Below are 19,478 nucleotides of genomic sequence, written 5' to 3'. Positions count from 1 at the left end.
TGCAGCGGACATATGGTAAAAACACTTTTTGCTCTGGGCTTACCCATTGAGCGAGATTAGATTAAGCCAAAAAGTATGGATTCCATACTCTCATATAGAGGGTCATATCCTTCCAATAGACATTAGTCTTCGCTAGAAAGATAACGTTTTTCAGACACAAAAAAACAAGACTCACATTGAGTCTTGTTGTTGATAGGGATGAGCAGGATACATGTCGCCGCTAAGTCATATCACGGATTATTTTCTCTCGGTATTCTGTAACGACCTTCATGATTGAATTTTTTACATCACCGACTTGCTTAGAGGGTTGGCACCATAGGCCAAAACCAAACTTAAAACCTTCCAATAATTCAGAAACTTCCACTGGCTCTATATGATTATTAGAAAACTCCGAATGGGCAAACGTTCTGGGGAGAATCGCCCATCCTAAACCTGCTTCAACCATTTTCACTACTAGGGCCAATTGGTCGACCTCTTCATGGTTCGAACTTACGATGACTTTTTCGCCCATTCCCTCTTCAATAAGAGAACGCAGTACAAATTGTTTGCTATTCCTCAAGGCTGTCAATACTCGATCTGGTGCCATAGAAGCGAGTTCACCACCTTTCTGGACGAAAGGAACAAATTCAAAATGACCTAAAAACGTCGCATCCAGACTATGTATAGCTCGACTATCATGCACATTGACAATACCGAATTGATACTCACCATTCTGTAAACCCTCTTTAATTTCGTTGCGATTACGAACAAGAAAGTTAACTCGCATCATCGGAAAATCTGCTGCTAATTGAATACGAAGCAATACAAGAAAACGGTGTGGTATAGCGCTTGAATAGGCGATACTAACATTCTCTAACCCACCGTAAGCTAGACTTAATGCGACTTTATCGAAAGTACGTGCTTGTTCGATGGTTTGCTTAGCATAGTGGTAAAGAAGATGACCATCTTCTGTCGGTTCTACCGAGCGCCCCACTCGCTCAAACAGGTTGACCGCCAGTTGATCTTCAAGATTGGTAATCACCTGCCCTATTGTGGTTCGGTGCTTATTGAGTTTGACCGCCGCCTTACTAAACGAAAGCTGTTCATAAACGGTTACGAACGCGAGAAGTTGTTCAAAACTAAAATTCATAGGTTGTGCTTACTTTTTAGAGTTATCTAATTAAATTACCACAAGATCGTAGAATTGCTACTTGGTAACGGTAACAATCTGCGTTTGAATTCCTTCTCGACGACACAAAAAAACCTACTAGCGTCAGTAGGTTTTCTCTAACTTAGTTGTACTCAACGACACGAGCTAAATAGTTGAATTCTCCTGAGTCACCATGGTAATCGCGGTAGACATCGACACTGAAATATTTAGGTTGATCAGCGTAAATGTGGTCAACGACTTTTTGCTCAAGTGACTCCAACGTTTCACCGACCTGAGAGTACACGAACTGCTTGTTCACTTGTTCCAATTTACGTTGTTTCGCTTCTTTGTGTGACACATAGTTGTTGATCTCTTCCCACTTTCCCACGAACTCGACCGCCACGTAACTCGAGTTCTCGTCAATCATGATAAAGGCTGCACCTTCTTCTTTGATTGCAGACAGTTGCTGCATATCACTATCCACTTTTTGCTGGTCAAGATGGGCTCCACTTTGGGCGAATGCAGTCGCGGAAGCGGTAAGCATCATGAGTGTAAGAACGGCTTTTTTCATTGTATCGTTTTCCTGTATTAAGGGAGTTCAGTTACCCAAAGTTGCCCTTGGGTGGCTTTTTTGAATCCATATTCGTAAATCGTCAGCAAGTAGCGGTGATCGAACATATCTTTCGTTACTTTGGCGTACCTGAAATCTTGATCAATGTAGGTAAACTGCATCTCGATATCGTTGATTTCACTGATGTATTTCATTCGATAGAGATCACCACGAGTTTGCGCTAGCGTAAGGCTTGAGACACTTTTCGATACCAAGTCCAAACCTTTGTCTTTTAGTGGACGATACGGCGCTTTTAACGCACCATTGCGAATCACATCCAACTGAGGCGCTTTTTCTAACCCCAAAGCATCTGAGATTTGTTGATAGTTGAAGTTAGACGGATTAAAGAACACCTGCGCTGCGAGACCACCATCTACGTGTAACTCCTCAAGAGTTTCTCCATCATGTTCAACATCGATAAATTGTGGAGGGAAAACACCAGGGATCGATGCGCTCGCAGCAAGCACCTTGTAAATCAGTTCAGATTTGTCCGCTAAATCACTGTTCGCAATCGCACCAATATTCCAAATCACCAGTTCGCCTGAATCAAAATGGGTACTGCCAATAAAGAGGCGTTTACCATTGCGGTGTTGCTGCGCCATCGCCTCGATCATGGGCTCAGGGTAAGCGTCTGCGATGAAATCATAGAGATTCTCACCATCGGTAAACGCGTCCTTAAACAGGGTATTTAAGAAGTTCTTCTTACCCAAAATATTCTTATCATTGATGTTGAGCATGACTTCTTTCATCTTTGGCATCGCATCACCGCCAATGAAAACAAAAGGAGCGATTAGGGCACCCGCACTGACTCCAGTAATGATGGCATAATCTTTTAGCTCCCCCTTTTCCTGCAGCCCCATCAAAACGCCGGCACCGTATGCGCCGTTTACGCCACCACCCGATAAGGCCAAAATATTGAGCTGTTCACCCTCTACTTTGATTGGTGTGGTTTGATTGTGCGACGAGTAGAGAAAATCCGGAGCTTCATTGGCCCACATTCGAAGTGGCTCATTTGGTGTCGAACTCGCGATCTCGACATCTTTATAGTTGCTTTGAGAAACACGAACATCCAGCGTATGGGGTGAACTACAAGCTACTATCAGCAGCGAAAGTACAACCGTCACACCAGAGGAAATTAAACGATTCATAATCAGTCTCATTTAATGTTCTCTGGCGTATGACCAGAGACTCAGTTTGAAGTTAATTGGGTCAAAATGAAGTCCGTTTCGTTGTGTGGAGTTACTATAGCTAGGCACGGCTAAACCCCATAATCGCGATTGTAGGATGCTATCCATCAAAGCAATTATGCCAAGTTTCTATATGCTAACTTTACGCTTCTCCGTTAATTAGGTACTGCGCTAAGCAATTTTCACGACGTTGAACTCATGCGTCGGTTCGACAAATTCGTATTGGGCATTGATCGTCTGTAGCTCCCATGTGCCATAGCCTTTGGTGATCTCCAATACACCGTAAACGGCGTTATGTGTATGACGAAAGGCTGCGACAGGAGACATCTTCTTCACCAAACAAGAAGTAAAAATCGCAGAAATCAAATCACCGACACCTACTGGCTGCATAGCAAATTCAACACTAGGGCGTTGGGCCAAATAGCTTGCTTTCGGCGTGGCTAAAATCATACTGAAGGCGTCATCTGTTAGTGCATGCAGATGTTTCACCAATACCATTTTCGGTCCCAGCTCTAGGGCTTTTTTACATGCAGTGACCGCATCATAAAGAGAGTCAATTTTCACACCTGTTAACTCGCTCAGTTCAAACTGGTTAGGAACAATCACATCAGCGATGGGCAACAAGCTATGGCTTATCGCTTCTTTGACACCGTCTGCCACAATGCAACCTTTGTCTGGATCACCCATAACTGGGTCACACACATAAAGCGCGCTGTGGTTGCGCGATTTGACTAAACTTACCGCTTCGGCCACCGCTCGACATTGCTCTGCGCTGCCTTGATAACCGGACAGTATCGCGCCACATTCGCCTAACTTCTCAATGTTATCTAAGCCTCTCATTAGAGAATGAATTTCATCTGCCCCAAACTTCTGTCCAGTCCAACCTTGCTGGTACTGAGTGTGATTTGAAAACTGAACCGTGTGAATTGGCCAGACTTCGAGGCCCATTCTCTGCATCGGAAAGACGGCAGAACTGTTTCCGGCGTGGCCATAAACCACATGAGATTGAATAGAAATAATACTTTTCATAAGTCACTCTTAATTGAGAAGTTTGTTAGCTTGGCGACTAAATAAACACAATATCGCGCACTGTGCTTATTTGGTCGGAATAGCCTCGACAACGCCGAGGCTTATTCTTAATCAGGTTGGATTCATTAGCCTTGGAATTCAGCAAAGTACTCATCCAACACTTTGCGTGTTGCACGACCGATAAGCTCGTATTCGTGGTGAGTAAGGTTTGCTAGTGAAACTCGAACTGATGCATGCACTACATCGAAGCCTTGGCCTGGAAGTAGGATAACGCCGGTTTCATGTGCAAGGCGGAACAGGAAGTCTTTGCCCTTCTCGCTCGCTTTGAACCATTCAACGAAGGTTGGTCCGTACAATTTGCCGCCCAAAGTGTCGAGCTCAAGTAGTGTGTAGTAGTCCACACGATCTTTGTTTTCTTCAATTTCTACACCCATGTTTTTGTACAGAGTTTTGTAACGATCGCGAATGATGCGTTTACATGCTTCTTTGTAGTTTTTCTCTGAGTCCATCAAGCAGTTCAATGAGAACAGCGCCATTTGAACTTGTTGAGGAAGAGACAAACCTGCTGTGTGGTTAAGTGCTACGCTGCGGCTGTCGGCAACGATACGGTCAATAAACTTGATCTCACGAGGTTCCGGAGTCAGCGTTTTGTAACGATCGTCCAACTCAAGTTGACGCGCTTCAGGAAGGCTGCGCATTGCATCGTCAAACACGTTGTTGTGTTGAATTGCAATCGAGCCTAAACGCCAGCCTGTTGCACCGAAGTACTTAGAGAACGAGTACACACAAAGCGTGTTGTATGGCAGTTTCGCGAACAGTGAGACAAAGTCGTCCGCAAATGTGCCGTATACATCGTCAGTCACAATGAACAGGTCGCTACGTTCGTTGTTCACAAAATTTGATAGGTTATCCAGAGTCTCATCCGAGAACTTCACAGACGCTGGGTTTGCTGGGTTCACGACACAAAGCAGTTTAATGTCTGTATCTGCAAGCTTTTCGATTTCAGACATCGGCAGTTGCCATGTTGTCTCATCCAGACGTAGCTCAACGATTTCCAGTTCGTATTCACTCAGTTCTGGAATCTCTAGGTACGGCGTAAAGATTGGAGTGATTAGCGCGACCTTGTCACCTTTCTTCAACAGACCGTTGTTGAACATAGTTTGGAACGTGTACGTCATAGACGCTGTGCCGCCTTCCGTTGCAAACAGATCGAAGTCTGTTGTCATTGGCATTGGGCCGTACATCTCTTCTGCGATGTACTGCTTCACAACGGTTTCGATGTTCGTCAACATACGTGGTGGCACTGGGTAGTTACATGCAAGGTATGCATTAACCAGTTCATTCAAGAAAGCTTGCTTCTCTAGACCCAAACGGTCTTTTGCGTAGCTCAGCGACTTTTCTAAGAACTGCACACCTTGGTCTTTCTTATTGTCGCTTGCAAACGTGTCAAAGCGTTCAACAATGCCCACACCATCTGGAATGCCACCGAAACCACCATCTAGGTATGAATAAGTGCGCTCGGCTTCCAATATTGCGAACTCACCCAAACGAATGAACGCTTTACGCGGTAGTGTCGCAAGAAAATTAGGATTACCACGACCTGCATCTAATAAAGCGCGGTCAGGAACAGTTTGTGCCACTTCAATAAGTTTATCTTTTAATTCAAATGGGCTTAAATCTGCAAATTTTGAAAAATCAATTGTTGTATTTTGCGTAGTCATAATATTTACCTGAATCTATTATTTAGTAAAATTTGGATAATACTTCCCCTACCGCCTATTTAATTAGGCGATAAGATTGTTCGAATTTATTTAAATTACATGCCTGCGTTTAAAGTAATAATGCCGACAATAATTGGACCCCATAGGGTAAGCAGTACATTGGCGACTGCATAAGTCACGGTGAATGAGAATACTGGTGTTGCATTACCTGTTTTTTCCATTAAAGCCGCAAATGCTGGGTTCGCACTTCGTCCACCTGTCACACAGCCAAGTGCTTCAACTGGATTCTTAATCTTCAATACAAAATATGAGAAGAAGAACGAAATAATCTGAGGGATAATCGTTACACCCATGCCAAGGAACAACAGAGACATACCGTGTTCTTTGATGGTGTCGACCGCTTGAGGCCCAGCCTCAAGGCCAACAATGCCCACAAATGCTGCCAAACCGAAATCTCGAATAAAGTTCGCGGCCCCCACAGGAAACTGAGCAACATGCGGATTGCGGCTACGCAACCAACCCACAATCAAACCTGAGATCAAACAACCTGCACCAGAACCGATAGTGACGGGAATACCTGCAATCTTAAAGCTGATGAGACCAATCAATAGACCAAGCACCATACCCATACCAAGCACAATAAAGTCCGTCATGGTTGCAGAGCCCATGCGTTGACCGATGTTTTTCTCAACGCGATTAATGTCTTTTGCTGTACCTGTAAGCTGGATGACGTCGTTTTTCTTCACCACAAGATCCGGCGTCATTTCGATAGAGCTGCCTTCACGAATGTAATCCGTCACATAAATGCCGCGCATTGAACCTTGGTTCGAAGCCTCTTTGATCTCTTGCAGCGACTTACCGATCAGCTTGCGGTTGTCTGCGATCAGTTGACGGTTTTCTTCAATAACTTCATAGCCTTCAGGAAGTGCAATCTCATTGTCAGCCAAACCATCTTGCAGCTGATGTACCGCATTACGGCGACCTGTTACAACAATGACATCCCCTTCTTTCAGTGCTGTGAATTTGTCCACTTCTAGCACTTTGCCATCACGTTGAATCAATTCAATACAAGCAGCTAGAGCGTGTTGGTTTAACTGAGCTAGGGTTTTGCCTGCTAGCCCGCCATCTTTGCTCACTTTAAATGCTCGTGTAACCAGCGCGGTTACTGCGTTGAATTCACCCGGCGCAAGATCGCGCTTACCATTTGAGTTTTTCTCTTCTAGAGCAATCGCTTCTGCTCGGATATCCCACTTCATCAGTGTTGGGAATACCCATGTCACCATAAGAATTGGACCAAGCGAACCAAAGATGTACGTAACTGCATAGCCGACTGCGACGTTGGTCTGCATTAGGTGTTTCGCTTCTTCTGTCACACCACCAAGACGTGCGATCGCATCACCCGCTGTACCGATGATTGCCGATTGAGTCAAACCACCAGCTGCAAGACCAGCTGCCGTACCTCTGTCTAGATCAAACATCCAAGCTGCCGCTAACACACAAAGCAGACCTGAAACCGTCATAACCACGGCAGAAAGTAGAATGTTGATGGTTCTAAAGTTCAATGCTTTGAAGAACTGCGCACCACCTTGATACCCTACTGCGTAAATAAAGAGCGCAAAGAAAATGCTTTTTACGCCGGGATCAATATGAACACCAAATTGCCCAATAATTACACCCATTAATAATGTTCCGGCAACACCGCCAAGAACAAATCGACCAATGGTGATTTTACCAACCATATAACCGAGAGAGAGCGTAATAAAGAGAGCAACAAATGGTGCCATGTCAAAAAGGTTAGAAATAATTTCCATGACAATTTTACTCTTACTAATAAATATAAAACTCAAATAATCTAACGAATAATCTGTCACTCATATTTGTTGGATTATTTAATTTAAAAAGCATCTCGTTTGCTTCGAAGCGAATATTAGGAACAAAAACTCACAACTCGTAATCCCATTTGAAGGATGAAACCATCACTTCGCATATTCAAAAGCAAACATTGAACAATAATTGTCGAAAATTTAATAACTTAGCGTTCTGCAATGAACATCAAATAAATCGCAAAATAATTTTATTTTTGTTTCCGCGCTTCAAAAAACTGTTTGGTTGCATCATTCCCTCTATATAGCGCATAACATCTTTCGTTTGATGGATTAGATCCTCCAAAAGCGATTATCACGGATGCCACCATTTGCCTTATCTTTCCATTCATCAAGTTAATAGAGAAAAACACCATGAACTCAATGCCACATGAACTTGTGTGGGGCGAAGTTTACTTCCCACCCTTGTTGCTGGTTATTGCATTGGCTTACATGCTCACCATTTTGGTCGGAACCGTTGCTACAAAATTGGGTATCCACAAATACGTTGCATTTCCTGCACTCGCAGAGCTGAGCCTAATTGTGATTTTTACTGGCGTTATTGGTCGATTCATTACCATCTTTTGAGGCAAACCCCGTGATTAAACGTTATCTCATCACATTGCTACTGCTTTGTGCCGCTGGCAGTGTGATTTTCAGCTATTACCAGTCGTACTCAAGCAGCCCTTGGACACGAGACGGTCAAGTCAGTGCATACATTGTCTCAATCACGCCGCGTGTGACAGGACAAGTCATTAACGTGTATGTCGAAGACAACTCTCAAGTAAAACAAGGCGATTTACTGTTTGAGATCGATCCTAGCATCTATAAAGCGGCATACCACAAAGCGTTGGCGACTCAAAAGCAAGCGGTTGCTCTGCTAGCAAAAGCAAAAAACGAAGAGCAGCGCGCACTTAAGTTAGAAAAGCGCACACCTGGAGCCGTACCGGTACTGACATTGAACAACCTAAACAATGCGGTAGAAACAGCGGTTGCCAACGTAGAACTCGCAAAAGCCAATGTAGAGGAAGCCAAGCTGAACCTTGATTACACCAAAGTTTATGCACCAACGAATGGTTACATCACTAATTTGAACTTACGCGTCGGTTCTCAAGTGGTCGCCAACTCTCCGGTCGTAGCCTTAATTGATGAAGACAGCTTCTGGATAGAAGGTTACTTCAAAGAAACAGATCTGGTAGGCGTCAATCCTGAAGACACCGCTTACGTAACCTTGATGATGCACAACGATGTGCAACTAAAAGGTGAAATCAAAAGCATCGGCTACGGTATTGCAAAGCAAGATGGCAGCACAGGCAACGATCTCCTGCCAAACGTCAATCCGAACTTCCAGTGGATTCGTTTGGCTCAACGTATTCCCATCAAAGTAAAACTGGATGAACTGCCAGACGATCTGCAACTTCGCGTGGGTATGACGGCTTCTATCAAAATCATTAAATAATTCGGTGATTGTTATGTTCAGCGCCTCTACCAAAGAAGCGTTCAAAGCTGCGCTCTCTATCGTTATCGCGATCTGCCTTGCCTTATGGTTTCAATGGGAGAAACCTTACTGGGCGGCGATTGCGGTCGCGGTGATGGCATTGAACGAAAGCTTCGCACACTCGATAAACAAAGGTAATAACCGATTGCTGGGAACCTTATTGGGCATCGGTTATGCCTTCTTTCTTATCGCGACGTTCTCTCAAGACCGCTTTTTGTTCCTCACCTTCTTCACCTTGTTTTTGGGTGTGTGCATATTTATGTCGAGCGACGAGAAGTATGGTTATGTGTTCTCTATCGGTTTTGCTGTGTGCTCCATCATCGCATGTATGGGAGGATTTGATAGTCAAGCAACGTTCCACTTCGCTGTTCTTCGCATGCAAGAGACGATTCTTGGTGTGATCACGTTTTCTGTTGTGTACCGATTAGTTTGGCCAGTCAGTACAGAACAAAACTTCATTCAACGTTTTGAGGCCAGCAGAGAGGCGATGCTTAACGCTATGAAATCGCCCAATGATATAGATACTGAAGCTCTTGAGACCAACACCGCCAACATAGAAAAGTTATTCCAACTGGTCGGCTTACCACTTACTGGCAGCTACCACTTGAAAGAACATCGTCAGCTATGGCGTGCGCGTTTAAATGAGATGGCACAAATCCAAGACCGATTGCTAGAACAAGCAGATAAATCGCAAAGTCGTGAGATCGATTGGCCAACACTAACGCAGCAACTGCAAAGCTTTGATATTAAAAATCCAAGTACGTCGCTCATTGGTCACGTTGCTTATGTCATGCAAAGAGAGAAAAACACGGTTTGGCATCACGAGCATCGAACGTTTATCCAGCATTTGAATGAAGACGGCAGAAAGGTATTGCAAGGTGTATCCATGTTCGTCACTTCTTTGTTGATCTGGATTTATCTGCCCGTACCCGGAGGTTTCATTTTTCCGATGCTAGCAGGCGTGTTCTCTTCAATCGTTCCTACTATGCCACCAAGCATTATTAAAGATGCATTTTTTGGTGTGATAGGCACTGGCACGGTGATTCTATTGCAATACATTTTCCTAATGCCAATGATGACCGAGCTTTGGCAGCTTGGGCTATTCTACTTCATCAACATCATCGTAATTTGGAAAGTCTTTTCCACACCAAAACTGATGGTACACAGAATTCTAGGTATTAACTTATTGGTTGTCTTGACATCAGGAGCGCTCAATTTAACCCCAGCGTATCGAATTGAAACGCCCTTGCTGATGCTGGTAAACATTATGATCATTTTGATGATTGCCAAGTTGTTTACCGATCTGTTCCGTGTTCGCGTCACGGCCTAAGCGTCACCTCCGTTCTTGAAACTAAAGCCCCGCATTGCTTTTGCTCTGCGGGGCTTTTTGCTTTGTTCGCTGCCCTATTCCTACCTCACCCATAAAGCGAGGATAGTATCCATCAAAAGCGATTAACGGGATTTCTCTAGCCCCCATAAAATCCTCTCATTGATTTACGAAATGCAATTTAAAACACCGCATTCACAACATAAATCACAGCAAACATATCTATCTAACTGAACAAGAAGTTCAGTGACACATTAACTGTCTGAGTCTCGAAGGTTTGAGACTATTCAGAGTGGAAACTGTCATGAGTTTTTTTGAATTACGCGCCGGCAAGACGTCTTCTCTTACTGTGCTCGCGAGCGCACTAATGCTTACTACCCCCACTTTTGGCTTCGCCGCTGAAGAGACGACGACCTACAACGAAGTAATCGAGCAAGGCCGAGCACTGTTCGACAAATATGGTATCAGTCATGATTTACCAAAACTGGCCATCAGCTCTCTAGTTCAAGGCGAGCATTTGGTCGAGCATGCCCACCGAAGTGTTAAAATCGGTGATAGCGTTCGCGATTCGTCCGTCTACTTGGTTAAGAACACCGATAACAAAGGCAACATTGATCTGCGTATCAAGTACAACCCTGAACAACTCGATGAAAATGAAAAAGTACTTGATGAGATCGAAGCTTTCACACGAACAGAATACCGCCTTCGAAACTACGCGGAGAGTTTTGATCCGTCATCAGTAAGAGCCAAAGAGGATCAGAATGGTAATGTGATCATCAGTTTTAATTACTCAAAATACGGTCTTCCTCAAGATATCGCCTACTTTCGCTTTTTAAGCGTTGATATTGAGTTGGTTAATGGTGAACCGAAACGTATGGTCATTACCAACGATAAACCGTTCACACATCACAACTACCAAGTGGATTCTTACGATCAAGAGATCCTCTTCCAGAAGTTAACATCAGGCAAAATTGCGATTGCCAGTAAAAACACCAAGATAGTTGGTTCAAAGAAAAATAAACCCCTCGAAATGATGAGCAGCGTAAAACCGGTAGCGATTTATGAAGATAAGCTTGGCGTGCAAGTACTAGACGAAAAACGCTTGAATGAGGTCTCTGATCCACGCATGCAAGAAGCCAGTGTTAAGCTAGACCGCGTTTTTCCTTTAATGGGTGATATGGTTCGTCGTCAAGGTATCGATTTGCCTCTGCCGTTTGGTGTATCGCTAGCGTATCGAAATCAAGATATGAATATTCCATTTAATGATTTCACGATTGAAGGCATCGGCCTTAATGAACTGTTTGATCCAGAAGACAGTGTCGGCATCGTGAGTGCTGAGAGCATGACGCTTCGTGGCGATGTAAACATCCTGCCATTTTGGAATGTATTTGGTTACATCGGAAAAGTTAATGTCGATGCCAATGTTGAAGCCGCCTACACGGGTGAAGGTGGCCAGTACATAAAAGATAAGCTGAACGATAAACTGCCAGGATTAGGTGATAAGTTTTGCGATGGTTTATCTGCACTTTGTAGTCGCGGACGCTTAGACGTGCCGCTGCATTTGGAATATGACCTTCGTGGTATAGGTACAACCCTTTCGGTTGGCTATAAAGAGTTCTTTGCTTCTGTCACTGGTACCTATTCGCAAACTCGCTTAAAGGGCTTAGATGATTGGGGCGATGGTATTGTTACTGTACAGCCGATGTTGGGTTATCAACTTGTCGATTATCGCACGCAGTTCTTTGTCGGAGCAGAATATCAAGGACTGGACGCTCGAATGGACGGGCATGTAAAAAGCGGTGATATCGAATTCGATTACGACATTGGTGTAGATCTTAATCAATGGGCGTTTTTGACTGGTTTCAATAAGCAAATCGGCAAAAACTACAACCTGACCTTTCTCTATAACAAAGGGGAAACTCGAGAGTCAGTAACCTTAAATCTTGGTTACCGTTTCTAGCTCTCATAAAGAGCCGGCCCCTAGACGATGGTAGGACTGCATCCTACAAAGGCGATTACTGAAACTGTCGCCGATGTCCTACCATTTGAGCCATCAATACAACAAGCCATCCAACCATTCACGGATTAATGCCAAAGCGTCAGGACGTCGCTTGTTAGATGCCGTTTAACATTTTCGGTGTACGCACCAAATGACTTTTTGGACATAACAATGACTTTACTCAATCGCTCAACTTTAGCCATTACCATCACTCTTGCCTTAGCAGCTTGCAGTGATGACTCTGGTAAACCTAGCGTTCCTAACGGCCCGAAGCCACTACAACCCTTACCACCAGAGCAAATCGCTTTGGAAATTGGCGATGCAACCATTCAAGCGACCAAAGAGTCCCTTGTCATCACGCCTCTTGATGCGGATGAAAAGCTGGCAGCGGTAGAGGCGTTCAAAGGTATCCAATTTGCGCAAGCAGACCGCTTTCAGCACAGCATTGCGGTCCCACTTGAAGGCGATATTGATGCGACTCAGTTCGGTGATGCGTGCCCGCAGTTAAAAACCACGGCACAAACGCAATCAGAAGATTGTTTGAACCTAAACATTTGGCGACCAGCAGGGACAGAAGCGTACGCAGATTTGCCAGTGTATGTCTTTATTCACGGTGGAGACTTTGAATACGGCGCGGGCTCAGAACCGCTGATTCATGGTAATATGGTGGTTGCACAAGGTGCTGACGATGGTAACCCGTTTATTACTGTTACTTTTAACTATCGTTTGGGCTTGTTGGGCAGTGTTTGGGTCGATGGTTTGGACAACCCTGAAGGCGGTAATTTTGGCTTAGGTGATCAAAAACACGCGCTTGAATGGGTTCAACAAAACATAGAGGCATTCGGCGGCAATCCGCAAAACGTGACACTCATGGGTCAAGGTGCGGGTGCCATGTCTGTGGGAATTTTACAGCAATCAAAAGGCGATGCTGCAATCGCAGGTGAGCACTTTCAGCGTGCCATCATGCAAAGCAACGCTTACGGCTTTGAATATAAAAGTTACGATGTTGCCAAGAGCCAAAGGCCAGAACAAAGCGTTGAAGATCTTGCGTTACTACCACTGGAAGAGGTCATGAAGGTACAGAGCGAGATGCTTGATCCTATTCAACGTCTTAAGAACTGGGTACTGACCGCCGCGAATATTCCGGTTATCAGTCCAACACGCGACAACAGCCCATTAGCTACGTTGATGCCATTTGCGCCTTACATCGAGCATCGCCCACCAGCGTTTCTAGTGAAAGAAGTACCGGGCTATCACTTTACTAAACAAGCCATTGAGAGTGAATGGATCGTACCGACGGTAATTGGCTCAAACAGTGCAGAAAGCAATACTCTGGGCATGCTGCCGAGCCTGACATTTTTGATCCCAGCTATTATTGAAATCTTGAGCCAAGAAGCACCAGAAATCATTGACAGTGGTGATGAAAACTTAATCGTCGAATACATGGTGGAGTGGCTAGAATCGGAAACGAACTTGAACCGTTTACGCGCTGAATATCGTTCATTACTCGACGATTCAGCTTCGATTGAACTCGATCTTTCTGACTTATTGGAACTGCTGCCTAGCACCGCTTATGAAGCGATGACCAAGTTGTTCTTCGGTTTGGGGAACTCCGATTCAACCACGGAGTTACTTGCTCTGGCTGACTTCTTCCCTAACGATGAAAGCGAACTGAATGGCGCGGCCAAAAACATGCAGCAATTCAAAACCACGTTGCATGATTTGCTCTTCACGGGTCCAAACCGTCATAAAGCTTCAATTGAAGAAGCAACAGGAGCGACGCCAAGCTTCTACTACTTTGACTACAAACCTGGATTCAACGTATGGACTTACAACACAAAAGGTGAAAATGGCGATCTCGACGTGGGTGATTTACTCAAAAGCATCAGTTGTATTGTGGGCGCTTGTAATGCATCGGAATTACCATTTGTGTTTAATAAGGCATTAAAGCTTGATGGTTCAAGTGTTCGCCCAGGTAGCAAAGACAAAGCGATGATGAACGAGCTCTCTCGTATGTGGTTTAGCGAGCGTTTATTTGAAGACTTCCAATACAACAGCGCGACTGATCGAGTACTGCTGATCGATAACGATGGCGGTATTCAATCCACGCAAGACTGGGACAATGCTCATCACTCAGGCATAGATCCAAAACTGCGCCAAGGTCGCCTCAATGGTCTCGAGGAACTTGGGCTGATTCTGAGTCACATGTAACGTTATCTTCAGTCACTAAAAACTCGTTACCGAATACCTAAAAGCCAGTTCGCTGGCTTTTTTCATCCTTATTCCTTGAACATAATTAGGAAGGTTTACTCATGTTTCCTAACGCCATTCGTGCTCTGCTACTCTTTATCTTCGGCGCGCTGTTGGTTGGCTGTGCCCAGCCCTACCCTCAAGTTGAACCGGATTTTGAAGCCAATTGGCAAACTACTCAGCATCAAGCCGAAGTTTACTTAATTCCTACCGCTCCAGAAGCCTTTGCTCGTCGTGTTGAACTGGTAAGAAACGCTCAGCAAAGCATCGATATGACTTACTTTTCTTGGGAGAGTGACACGCTTGGTTTGATGCTACTCAATGAACTCAAACAAGCAGCAGATCGAGGCGTGCAAGTTCGACTCACTCTCGATGATTTATTGGTGTTTAACGAGAAATGGCTTGCCGATCTCAGTGTTCACAACAACATTCAAATCCGTTTATTCAATCCGTTTGATTCACGTAAGTCAGGCTGGATTGGTCGCGCCGTCAACTTCTCTACTCATCAACAACGTTTGGACAATCGTCTGCACGAGAAGTACTTCAACGTCGACCATCAATGGATGATTCTAGGTGGACGTAACATTGGCGACGACTATTTTGGTTACAGCCGCAAAGCCAACTTCTTTGATATGGATGTCTTGTTCAAAGGCAGCATTATTCGAGCATTCGACAAAAACTACCAACAGCTTTGGGACAGCGAGCATGTTACGCCAATAGAAAACATCGTTAACGTTACCCCAAACTATTCCGCGTTTACTAAAGCGCTTAATAAAGAAGAGAAAGACAAAAGCATCATTCTGGCTGAAGTTGAAAAACAGGTAAAACAACTGATCAGTCCCGACTTCATTGCTGCGCAAGTCACCCCCGTTTTCGACTCATTAAACAAGTTAGAAAACAACAAACCCTACTTTAGAAAACGTGCAGAACACCAAGTTTGGCAACAAATAACCACTGCATCCAAAGCAGTGATATCAACGCCTTATGTGGTACCGAGTGATGGTGAATTTGCCTTTATTGATACCTTGATGGAGCAAAAAGCGGACATCACGTTAATGACGAACTCGTCTGCCTCTAATGATTCTGGCTTTATTCCGGCTTATTACGAGGAGCATCGCCAAACCCTGTTAGATAAGGGCGTTCATATACTTGAGTACAAAAACCAAGCGAACAATGATGACCATTACTTCCATGCGGATACTTATTATCACAACAAGACGGTGATACTCGATGATCGGCTGACTTATATCGGCTCATCAAACTTCGACCCAAGATCGGATTTCCTTAATGTGGAATTTGGTGTGTTGGTCCAAAGCGAAGCCTTTGCAGAACATGTCATGCACTACTTAACTCGACAACAAGATGAACTGTTTTGGCGAGTATCTCGAGATGGACAAGGCCAAACTCGGTGGCAATCAATGAATGAGATCCATACTAAGAATCCAAACTATGGTGGATGGCATAAGGCACCTAACTGGATATTCAAGAAACTGAATGGTGAGTTCGAACTCTAAACAATCAAGGCTTAAAAAGGTTCTCTATCTGCAAGGATGAGAGCCTTTTTAATGCCCGCTAAAACTGCGTTCCGAGCGAAAAGTGAACGCGGAATTGGTCTCCTTGAGGAGCATCTAAACCATAAGCAAAGTCCACTTTGACGGGCACGTATTTTGAATTCCATATCAAACTCAAGCCTGTACCACTTTTCCAATCCACCTTATCGTTGAAGGCATCACCAACATCATAAAATGCCCCAAGCCACAATTGGCGGTAGACCTGATATTGATATTCCAGCCCAGCAGTAAACATGTAACGGGCACCCGTTAAATCGCCATTTTCATCTCTAGGAGAGATAGACTCATAACCATAACCACGAAGATTGCCATCACCTCCCGCAAAGAAGCGTAACGAGGATGGAATATCGCTCAAAGTGTCAGCGACATTAATACCGACATTAGAACGAAAGTGAAACTTGTGTTTTTCACTAATATCCCATGACAGAACACTATTGCCCTCAATACGCAGCAAACGAGAATCGGAGAAAAAATTAGGGTCTGAGTATTCCAATGAGTAAACGTGACGGTGCTTTACTTCTAATTGATCGTTCTTGCGATCAAGCAGTGAAAATGTCACCCCCGGTAATAACAACTGTGATTCGTCATTCTCCGACGCTTGTCGATAACTTTCTTGCAAATAACGAACGTGCATGGTGCTTTGCCAATCACTGTCTAACTGCCAGTGTTTTTCAAACGATAAATCATTAGAAAAACTCGATGTGTCTCGATAGTCGACATGCTTAGATTCAAACTGAATCCCGTAGTAATCCGTTAGAACATTTTTGGTGGGAATTTTATAACCTAGTAATAGCGATTGTTCCGGTTTGGAAGCGTACGCTTGTGCCTCAAAACTGTGTCCACGTGCGTTATACCAAGGCTTGGTCCAGTTTAGCGAAGCGCGTAATCCCAAGTCTGTCGAATACCCTCCACCGACTTGCACAATATTGCGTGAATTCGGCTCTGCGAGCACTTCTATCGGCACCTTATGACCATCGGATATCTCCTCGAAATCCGCTTTCACAATCACACTGCGAAACCAATCAGTACTGGAGAGATCGGCCTGATATTGACTCAATTTCAAAGTATCAAAATCGTCGCCCCGCTCAAATGTTCTCATCGCTTCTATTCGAGCCGTTTCGATACCCGACGTAAGAACAGACAGCTCTCCAAATTGGTAGCGAGAACCACTAGAGAACTGCAGATTCACATGGGCTTCATTCAAACTTGGAATGACTTCCAAAGACGATTCGATAAAACGTCCATCTAAATAACCTTTTTGCTGAGCCAATGAAATCAAGTTTCGCTTTAGCGTATCGTACTCAGAATGAAGCAACGGCTGCCCTTGCTTAAGTTGAGCTTGATTGATTAGTTCGATGAAATCCTGATCGTTACTGGCCTCTCCCGACACAGCAATATTAGATTTTTTGACCAACATCACCTCCCCCGCGTCAACCTCAAGCACGATGAGATCATTCTCTGATCTCTGAACATTGAGCTCGGAATGATAGTAGCCATAAGGGTTTAACGCATTATTAACCATCTGCGTTAGTCGATTTGAGGTAATGTTTGAAACAGAGAGTTTCGTTAGTGGTGTAAGGTGACTTTCAAGATTTTTCTCTAATATTGATGTTAGCCCTTTGATTTTAAATTGCGCTCCGAGTGCATGATGTAAAGGCATAGAAGCTAAAACTGATATACCTATTATTTGTTTAATGAGAGGAGACACACCGCTACCTAGTTTAGCAATACACTCGACAAGGTTAATGATGGAATGGCATATCAGTTAATCGCGTTTGTAGGATTGCTCCCTACGAAATCCTCTCGAAAATTCACGTTTCACAAGTAGATACTTTGAACGATAAATTGGCTCAAGCTAGGAGGTGGCAAATCATGCGGTCTGAAATAGGTATACTGTTTGCCAAAAATACAAAACCCAACGCTGAATGGATCTCATCAAGCGCTGGGTTACATTGATAATGTGTTTTTTAATCTAAAAAGCGGTCTGTTTGTAAAACTAGATCGAAGAACAGTTTCCTTTTTCTGCCATGTCGACTTTTAGTACTTCTGCTTTACCTTTGCTTTCGTCTACGAGTTCTACGCCCGCACCACCAACAAATACACCCATTTTAATGTATTGATTAACGAAATAATTACGGCCCTCTTCCGTTAAGATAGTTAAGTGATTTTCAGAAAACTCAGACTCTGTACTTACTTGATGTTCTTTATTGCCTTCGACCTCATGGTAGAAGAATACACCAGGAGCGGTTTCACCAATACATTCCCCATCGACGTAAACATACTTTTTAAGCGCTGCTCCGACAAAAGCATCTTCTCGATAAATGTAAATCCCTGCGTTCCCCTTTTGAGGTGCTTCAAATGATTTCATTTGATTTGATACTGTCGAATCAACAGTAGGAACAGAAGCACAACCTGACAAACCCAAAAGGAATGCGGAACACAGAATTACTTTATTTTTCATGTTATTAACCTAGCTACGATAAAATCGCGCCAACCATACTATAAATAAATACGTTCACTTATTGGTATTTTTGAAATTTGTGATTCAACCTATGCAATAGCACTCATTTAACGTATGGATTGAGCAAACATTAGCCATATAATAATCACGAGAATAAAATGCCCTGTATCTAACGATCACTAAATGCCACTTTACTCGCTAGACTGATAAGTAGAATACCTGAAACACCTTCAAGAGTTCTTGAATAACGCTGAGAGTGTGGACGACTAAATACCCAATTACCCACAGATGCGTACAAAACGTTACATGTCGTCGCAAGTACGCTGAACAGCAAGCCAAGTACTAATAATTGCATTGATGTTGAGCTTGCAGACGTATCAATAAATTGAGGCAGAAATGATAGGAAGAATAGCGCTACTTTTGGATTCAAGACGCTGACGATAACTCCCTGAACAAACACATTTTTATTATTATCAACATTTTTGTTTTCAACGATTTTACTTTCTCCACGCCACATGGACAGTAATGACTGAACACCTAAATAAACTAGGTAAGCGGCCCCTAACCATTTAACAACGCTAAAAGCCAAAGATGAACTCAGAATTATTGCTGACAAACCTAAACATGCCGCTAGTGTATGAAAAAAGTAACCAACACCAAGCCCCAGAGCCGCTTTCAGCCCAGCAGATAATTTACCTTTCATTGTATTGGAAACAATATAAATTACATCAGGTCCAGGAATCATGTTGATAGCGAGACAAGCGACAACAAATAATAATAGTGAGTTTGAATCCATTCTTTTCTCCAAATTAACGTCTTGCGGGATAACATTTC

Annotated in this window: 15 protein-coding genes; 6 read left to right on the top strand and 9 right to left on the bottom strand. The window is 43.8% G+C overall.

All coding sequences use genetic code 11. The features are described from left to right. Nucleotides 1-220: 220 nt before the first annotated feature. The 6 genes from L3V37_RS15820 to aspT form a co-directional block, all read right to left on the bottom strand. The gene (locus L3V37_RS15820) at nucleotides 221-1,129 is read right to left on the bottom strand and encodes a LysR family transcriptional regulator (RefSeq protein WP_130546136.1); all 909 of its coding nucleotides are present in this window, start codon (nucleotides 1,127-1,129) and stop codon (nucleotides 221-223) included. Between the two features lie 142 nt (nucleotides 1,130-1,271). Further along, a complete protein-coding gene (locus tag L3V37_RS15815; protein ID WP_237306584.1) occupies nucleotides 1,272-1,700 on the bottom strand; it encodes a hypothetical protein in 429 nt (142 codons plus the stop codon). Between the two features lie 17 nt (nucleotides 1,701-1,717). Next, on the bottom strand, nucleotides 1,718-2,887 hold the full coding sequence (locus L3V37_RS15810) for a patatin-like phospholipase family protein (RefSeq protein ID WP_158156557.1): 1,170 nt from the start codon (nucleotides 2,885-2,887) through the stop codon (nucleotides 1,718-1,720). 210 nt (nucleotides 2,888-3,097) lie between these two features. Beyond that, nucleotides 3,098-3,955: a pyridoxal kinase PdxY gene (pdxY, locus tag L3V37_RS15805; protein ID WP_005377109.1), complete on the bottom strand. Its 858-nt coding sequence runs from the start codon at nucleotides 3,953-3,955 to the stop codon at nucleotides 3,098-3,100. Nucleotides 3,956-4,080: 125 nt separating this feature from the next. Then, complete coding sequence (locus L3V37_RS15800; RefSeq protein ID WP_237306583.1) at nucleotides 4,081-5,676, bottom strand: bifunctional aspartate transaminase/aspartate 4-decarboxylase; 1,596 nt, start codon at nucleotides 5,674-5,676, stop codon at nucleotides 4,081-4,083. A 95-nt stretch (nucleotides 5,677-5,771) separates the two neighbouring features. Continuing rightward, nucleotides 5,772-7,487, bottom strand: a complete 1,716-nt coding sequence (aspT, locus tag L3V37_RS15795; protein ID WP_237306582.1) for an aspartate-alanine antiporter — start codon at nucleotides 7,485-7,487, stop codon at nucleotides 5,772-5,774. 426 nt (nucleotides 7,488-7,913) lie between these two features. Between aspT and L3V37_RS15790 the strand changes: the two genes are divergently transcribed. The 6 genes from L3V37_RS15790 (at nucleotide 7,914) to L3V37_RS15765 (ending at nucleotide 16,126) form a co-directional block, all read left to right on the top strand. After that, entirely contained in the window at nucleotides 7,914-8,126 is a 213-nt protein-coding gene (locus L3V37_RS15790) for a DUF1656 domain-containing protein (protein ID WP_031781105.1), read from the top strand. Nucleotides 8,127-8,136: 10 nt separating this feature from the next. Further along, nucleotides 8,137-8,997 carry an HlyD family secretion protein gene (locus tag L3V37_RS15785; protein ID WP_005435679.1) on the top strand — a complete coding sequence of 287 codons (861 nt, stop codon included), beginning with the start codon at nucleotides 8,137-8,139 and terminating at the stop codon, nucleotides 8,995-8,997. A 13-nt stretch (nucleotides 8,998-9,010) separates the two neighbouring features. Further along, nucleotides 9,011-10,366 (top strand): FUSC family protein, encoded by a 1,356-nt coding sequence (locus L3V37_RS15780; protein WP_237306581.1) that lies wholly within the window; start codon nucleotides 9,011-9,013, stop codon nucleotides 10,364-10,366. 301 nt (nucleotides 10,367-10,667) lie between these two features. Next, on the top strand, nucleotides 10,668-12,323 hold the full coding sequence (locus L3V37_RS15775) for a hypothetical protein (protein ID WP_130546141.1): 1,656 nt from the start codon (nucleotides 10,668-10,670) through the stop codon (nucleotides 12,321-12,323). Nucleotides 12,324-12,533: 210 nt separating this feature from the next. Then, entirely contained in the window at nucleotides 12,534-14,573 is a 2,040-nt protein-coding gene (locus L3V37_RS15770) for a carboxylesterase family protein (protein WP_237306580.1), read from the top strand. Nucleotides 14,574-14,674: 101 nt separating this feature from the next. Next, nucleotides 14,675-16,126, top strand: coding sequence for a phospholipase D family protein (locus tag L3V37_RS15765; protein WP_237306579.1), 1,452 nt, complete (start codon nucleotides 14,675-14,677; stop codon nucleotides 16,124-16,126). Between the two features lie 58 nt (nucleotides 16,127-16,184). On the opposite strand, the gene L3V37_RS15760 is transcribed toward L3V37_RS15765, so the two are convergent. The 3 genes from L3V37_RS15760 to L3V37_RS15750 form a co-directional block, all read right to left on the bottom strand. Further along, nucleotides 16,185-17,843 (bottom strand): autotransporter assembly complex family protein, encoded by a 1,659-nt coding sequence (locus L3V37_RS15760; RefSeq protein WP_237306578.1) that lies wholly within the window; start codon nucleotides 17,841-17,843, stop codon nucleotides 16,185-16,187. Nucleotides 17,844-18,179: 336 nt separating this feature from the next. Further along, a complete protein-coding gene (locus L3V37_RS15755; RefSeq protein WP_005377099.1) occupies nucleotides 18,180-18,644 on the bottom strand; it encodes a DUF2846 domain-containing protein in 465 nt (154 codons plus the stop codon). A gap of 169 nt (nucleotides 18,645-18,813) precedes the next feature. Beyond that, a complete protein-coding gene (locus tag L3V37_RS15750; RefSeq protein WP_005377098.1) occupies nucleotides 18,814-19,440 on the bottom strand; it encodes a LysE family translocator in 627 nt (208 codons plus the stop codon). Nucleotides 19,441-19,478: the final 38 nt, after the last annotated feature.

Origin of the sequence: Vibrio sp. D54 (genome assembly GCF_021728075.1) — a bacterium.
Classification (GTDB): domain Bacteria; phylum Pseudomonadota; class Gammaproteobacteria; order Enterobacterales; family Vibrionaceae; genus Vibrio; species Vibrio alginolyticus.
This window is presented reverse-complemented; position numbering and strand designations above follow the sequence as displayed.

What these genes read in the sequence shown, in the direction of transcription:
- L3V37_RS15820 (WP_130546136.1), bottom strand. Translation starts at nt 1,129, where the DNA reads ATGAATTTTAGTTTTGAACAACTTCTCGCGTTCGTAACCGTTTATGAA.
- L3V37_RS15815 (WP_237306584.1), bottom strand. Translation starts at nt 1,700, where the DNA reads ATGAAAAAAGCCGTTCTTACACTCATGATGCTTACCGCTTCCGCGACT.
- L3V37_RS15810 (WP_158156557.1), bottom strand. Translation starts at nt 2,887, where the DNA reads ATGAATCGTTTAATTTCCTCTGGTGTGACGGTTGTACTTTCGCTGCTG.
- pdxY (WP_005377109.1), bottom strand. Translation starts at nt 3,955, where the DNA reads ATGAAAAGTATTATTTCTATTCAATCTCATGTGGTTTATGGCCACGCC.
- L3V37_RS15800 (WP_237306583.1), bottom strand. Translation starts at nt 5,676, where the DNA reads ATGACTACGCAAAATACAACAATTGATTTTTCAAAATTTGCAGATTTA.
- aspT (WP_237306582.1), bottom strand. Translation starts at nt 7,487, where the DNA reads ATGGAAATTATTTCTAACCTTTTTGACATGGCACCATTTGTTGCTCTC.
- L3V37_RS15790 (WP_031781105.1), top strand. Translation starts at nt 7,914, where the DNA reads ATGAACTCAATGCCACATGAACTTGTGTGGGGCGAAGTTTACTTCCCA.
- L3V37_RS15780 (WP_237306581.1), top strand. Translation starts at nt 9,011, where the DNA reads ATGTTCAGCGCCTCTACCAAAGAAGCGTTCAAAGCTGCGCTCTCTATC.
- L3V37_RS15775 (WP_130546141.1), top strand. Translation starts at nt 10,668, where the DNA reads ATGAGTTTTTTTGAATTACGCGCCGGCAAGACGTCTTCTCTTACTGTG.
- L3V37_RS15770 (WP_237306580.1), top strand. Translation starts at nt 12,534, where the DNA reads ATGACTTTACTCAATCGCTCAACTTTAGCCATTACCATCACTCTTGCC.
- L3V37_RS15765 (WP_237306579.1), top strand. Translation starts at nt 14,675, where the DNA reads ATGTTTCCTAACGCCATTCGTGCTCTGCTACTCTTTATCTTCGGCGCG.
- L3V37_RS15760 (WP_237306578.1), bottom strand. Translation starts at nt 17,843, where the DNA reads ATGCCTTTACATCATGCACTCGGAGCGCAATTTAAAATCAAAGGGCTA.
- L3V37_RS15755 (WP_005377099.1), bottom strand. Translation starts at nt 18,644, where the DNA reads ATGAAAAATAAAGTAATTCTGTGTTCCGCATTCCTTTTGGGTTTGTCA.
- L3V37_RS15750 (WP_005377098.1), bottom strand. Translation starts at nt 19,440, where the DNA reads ATGGATTCAAACTCACTATTATTATTTGTTGTCGCTTGTCTCGCTATC.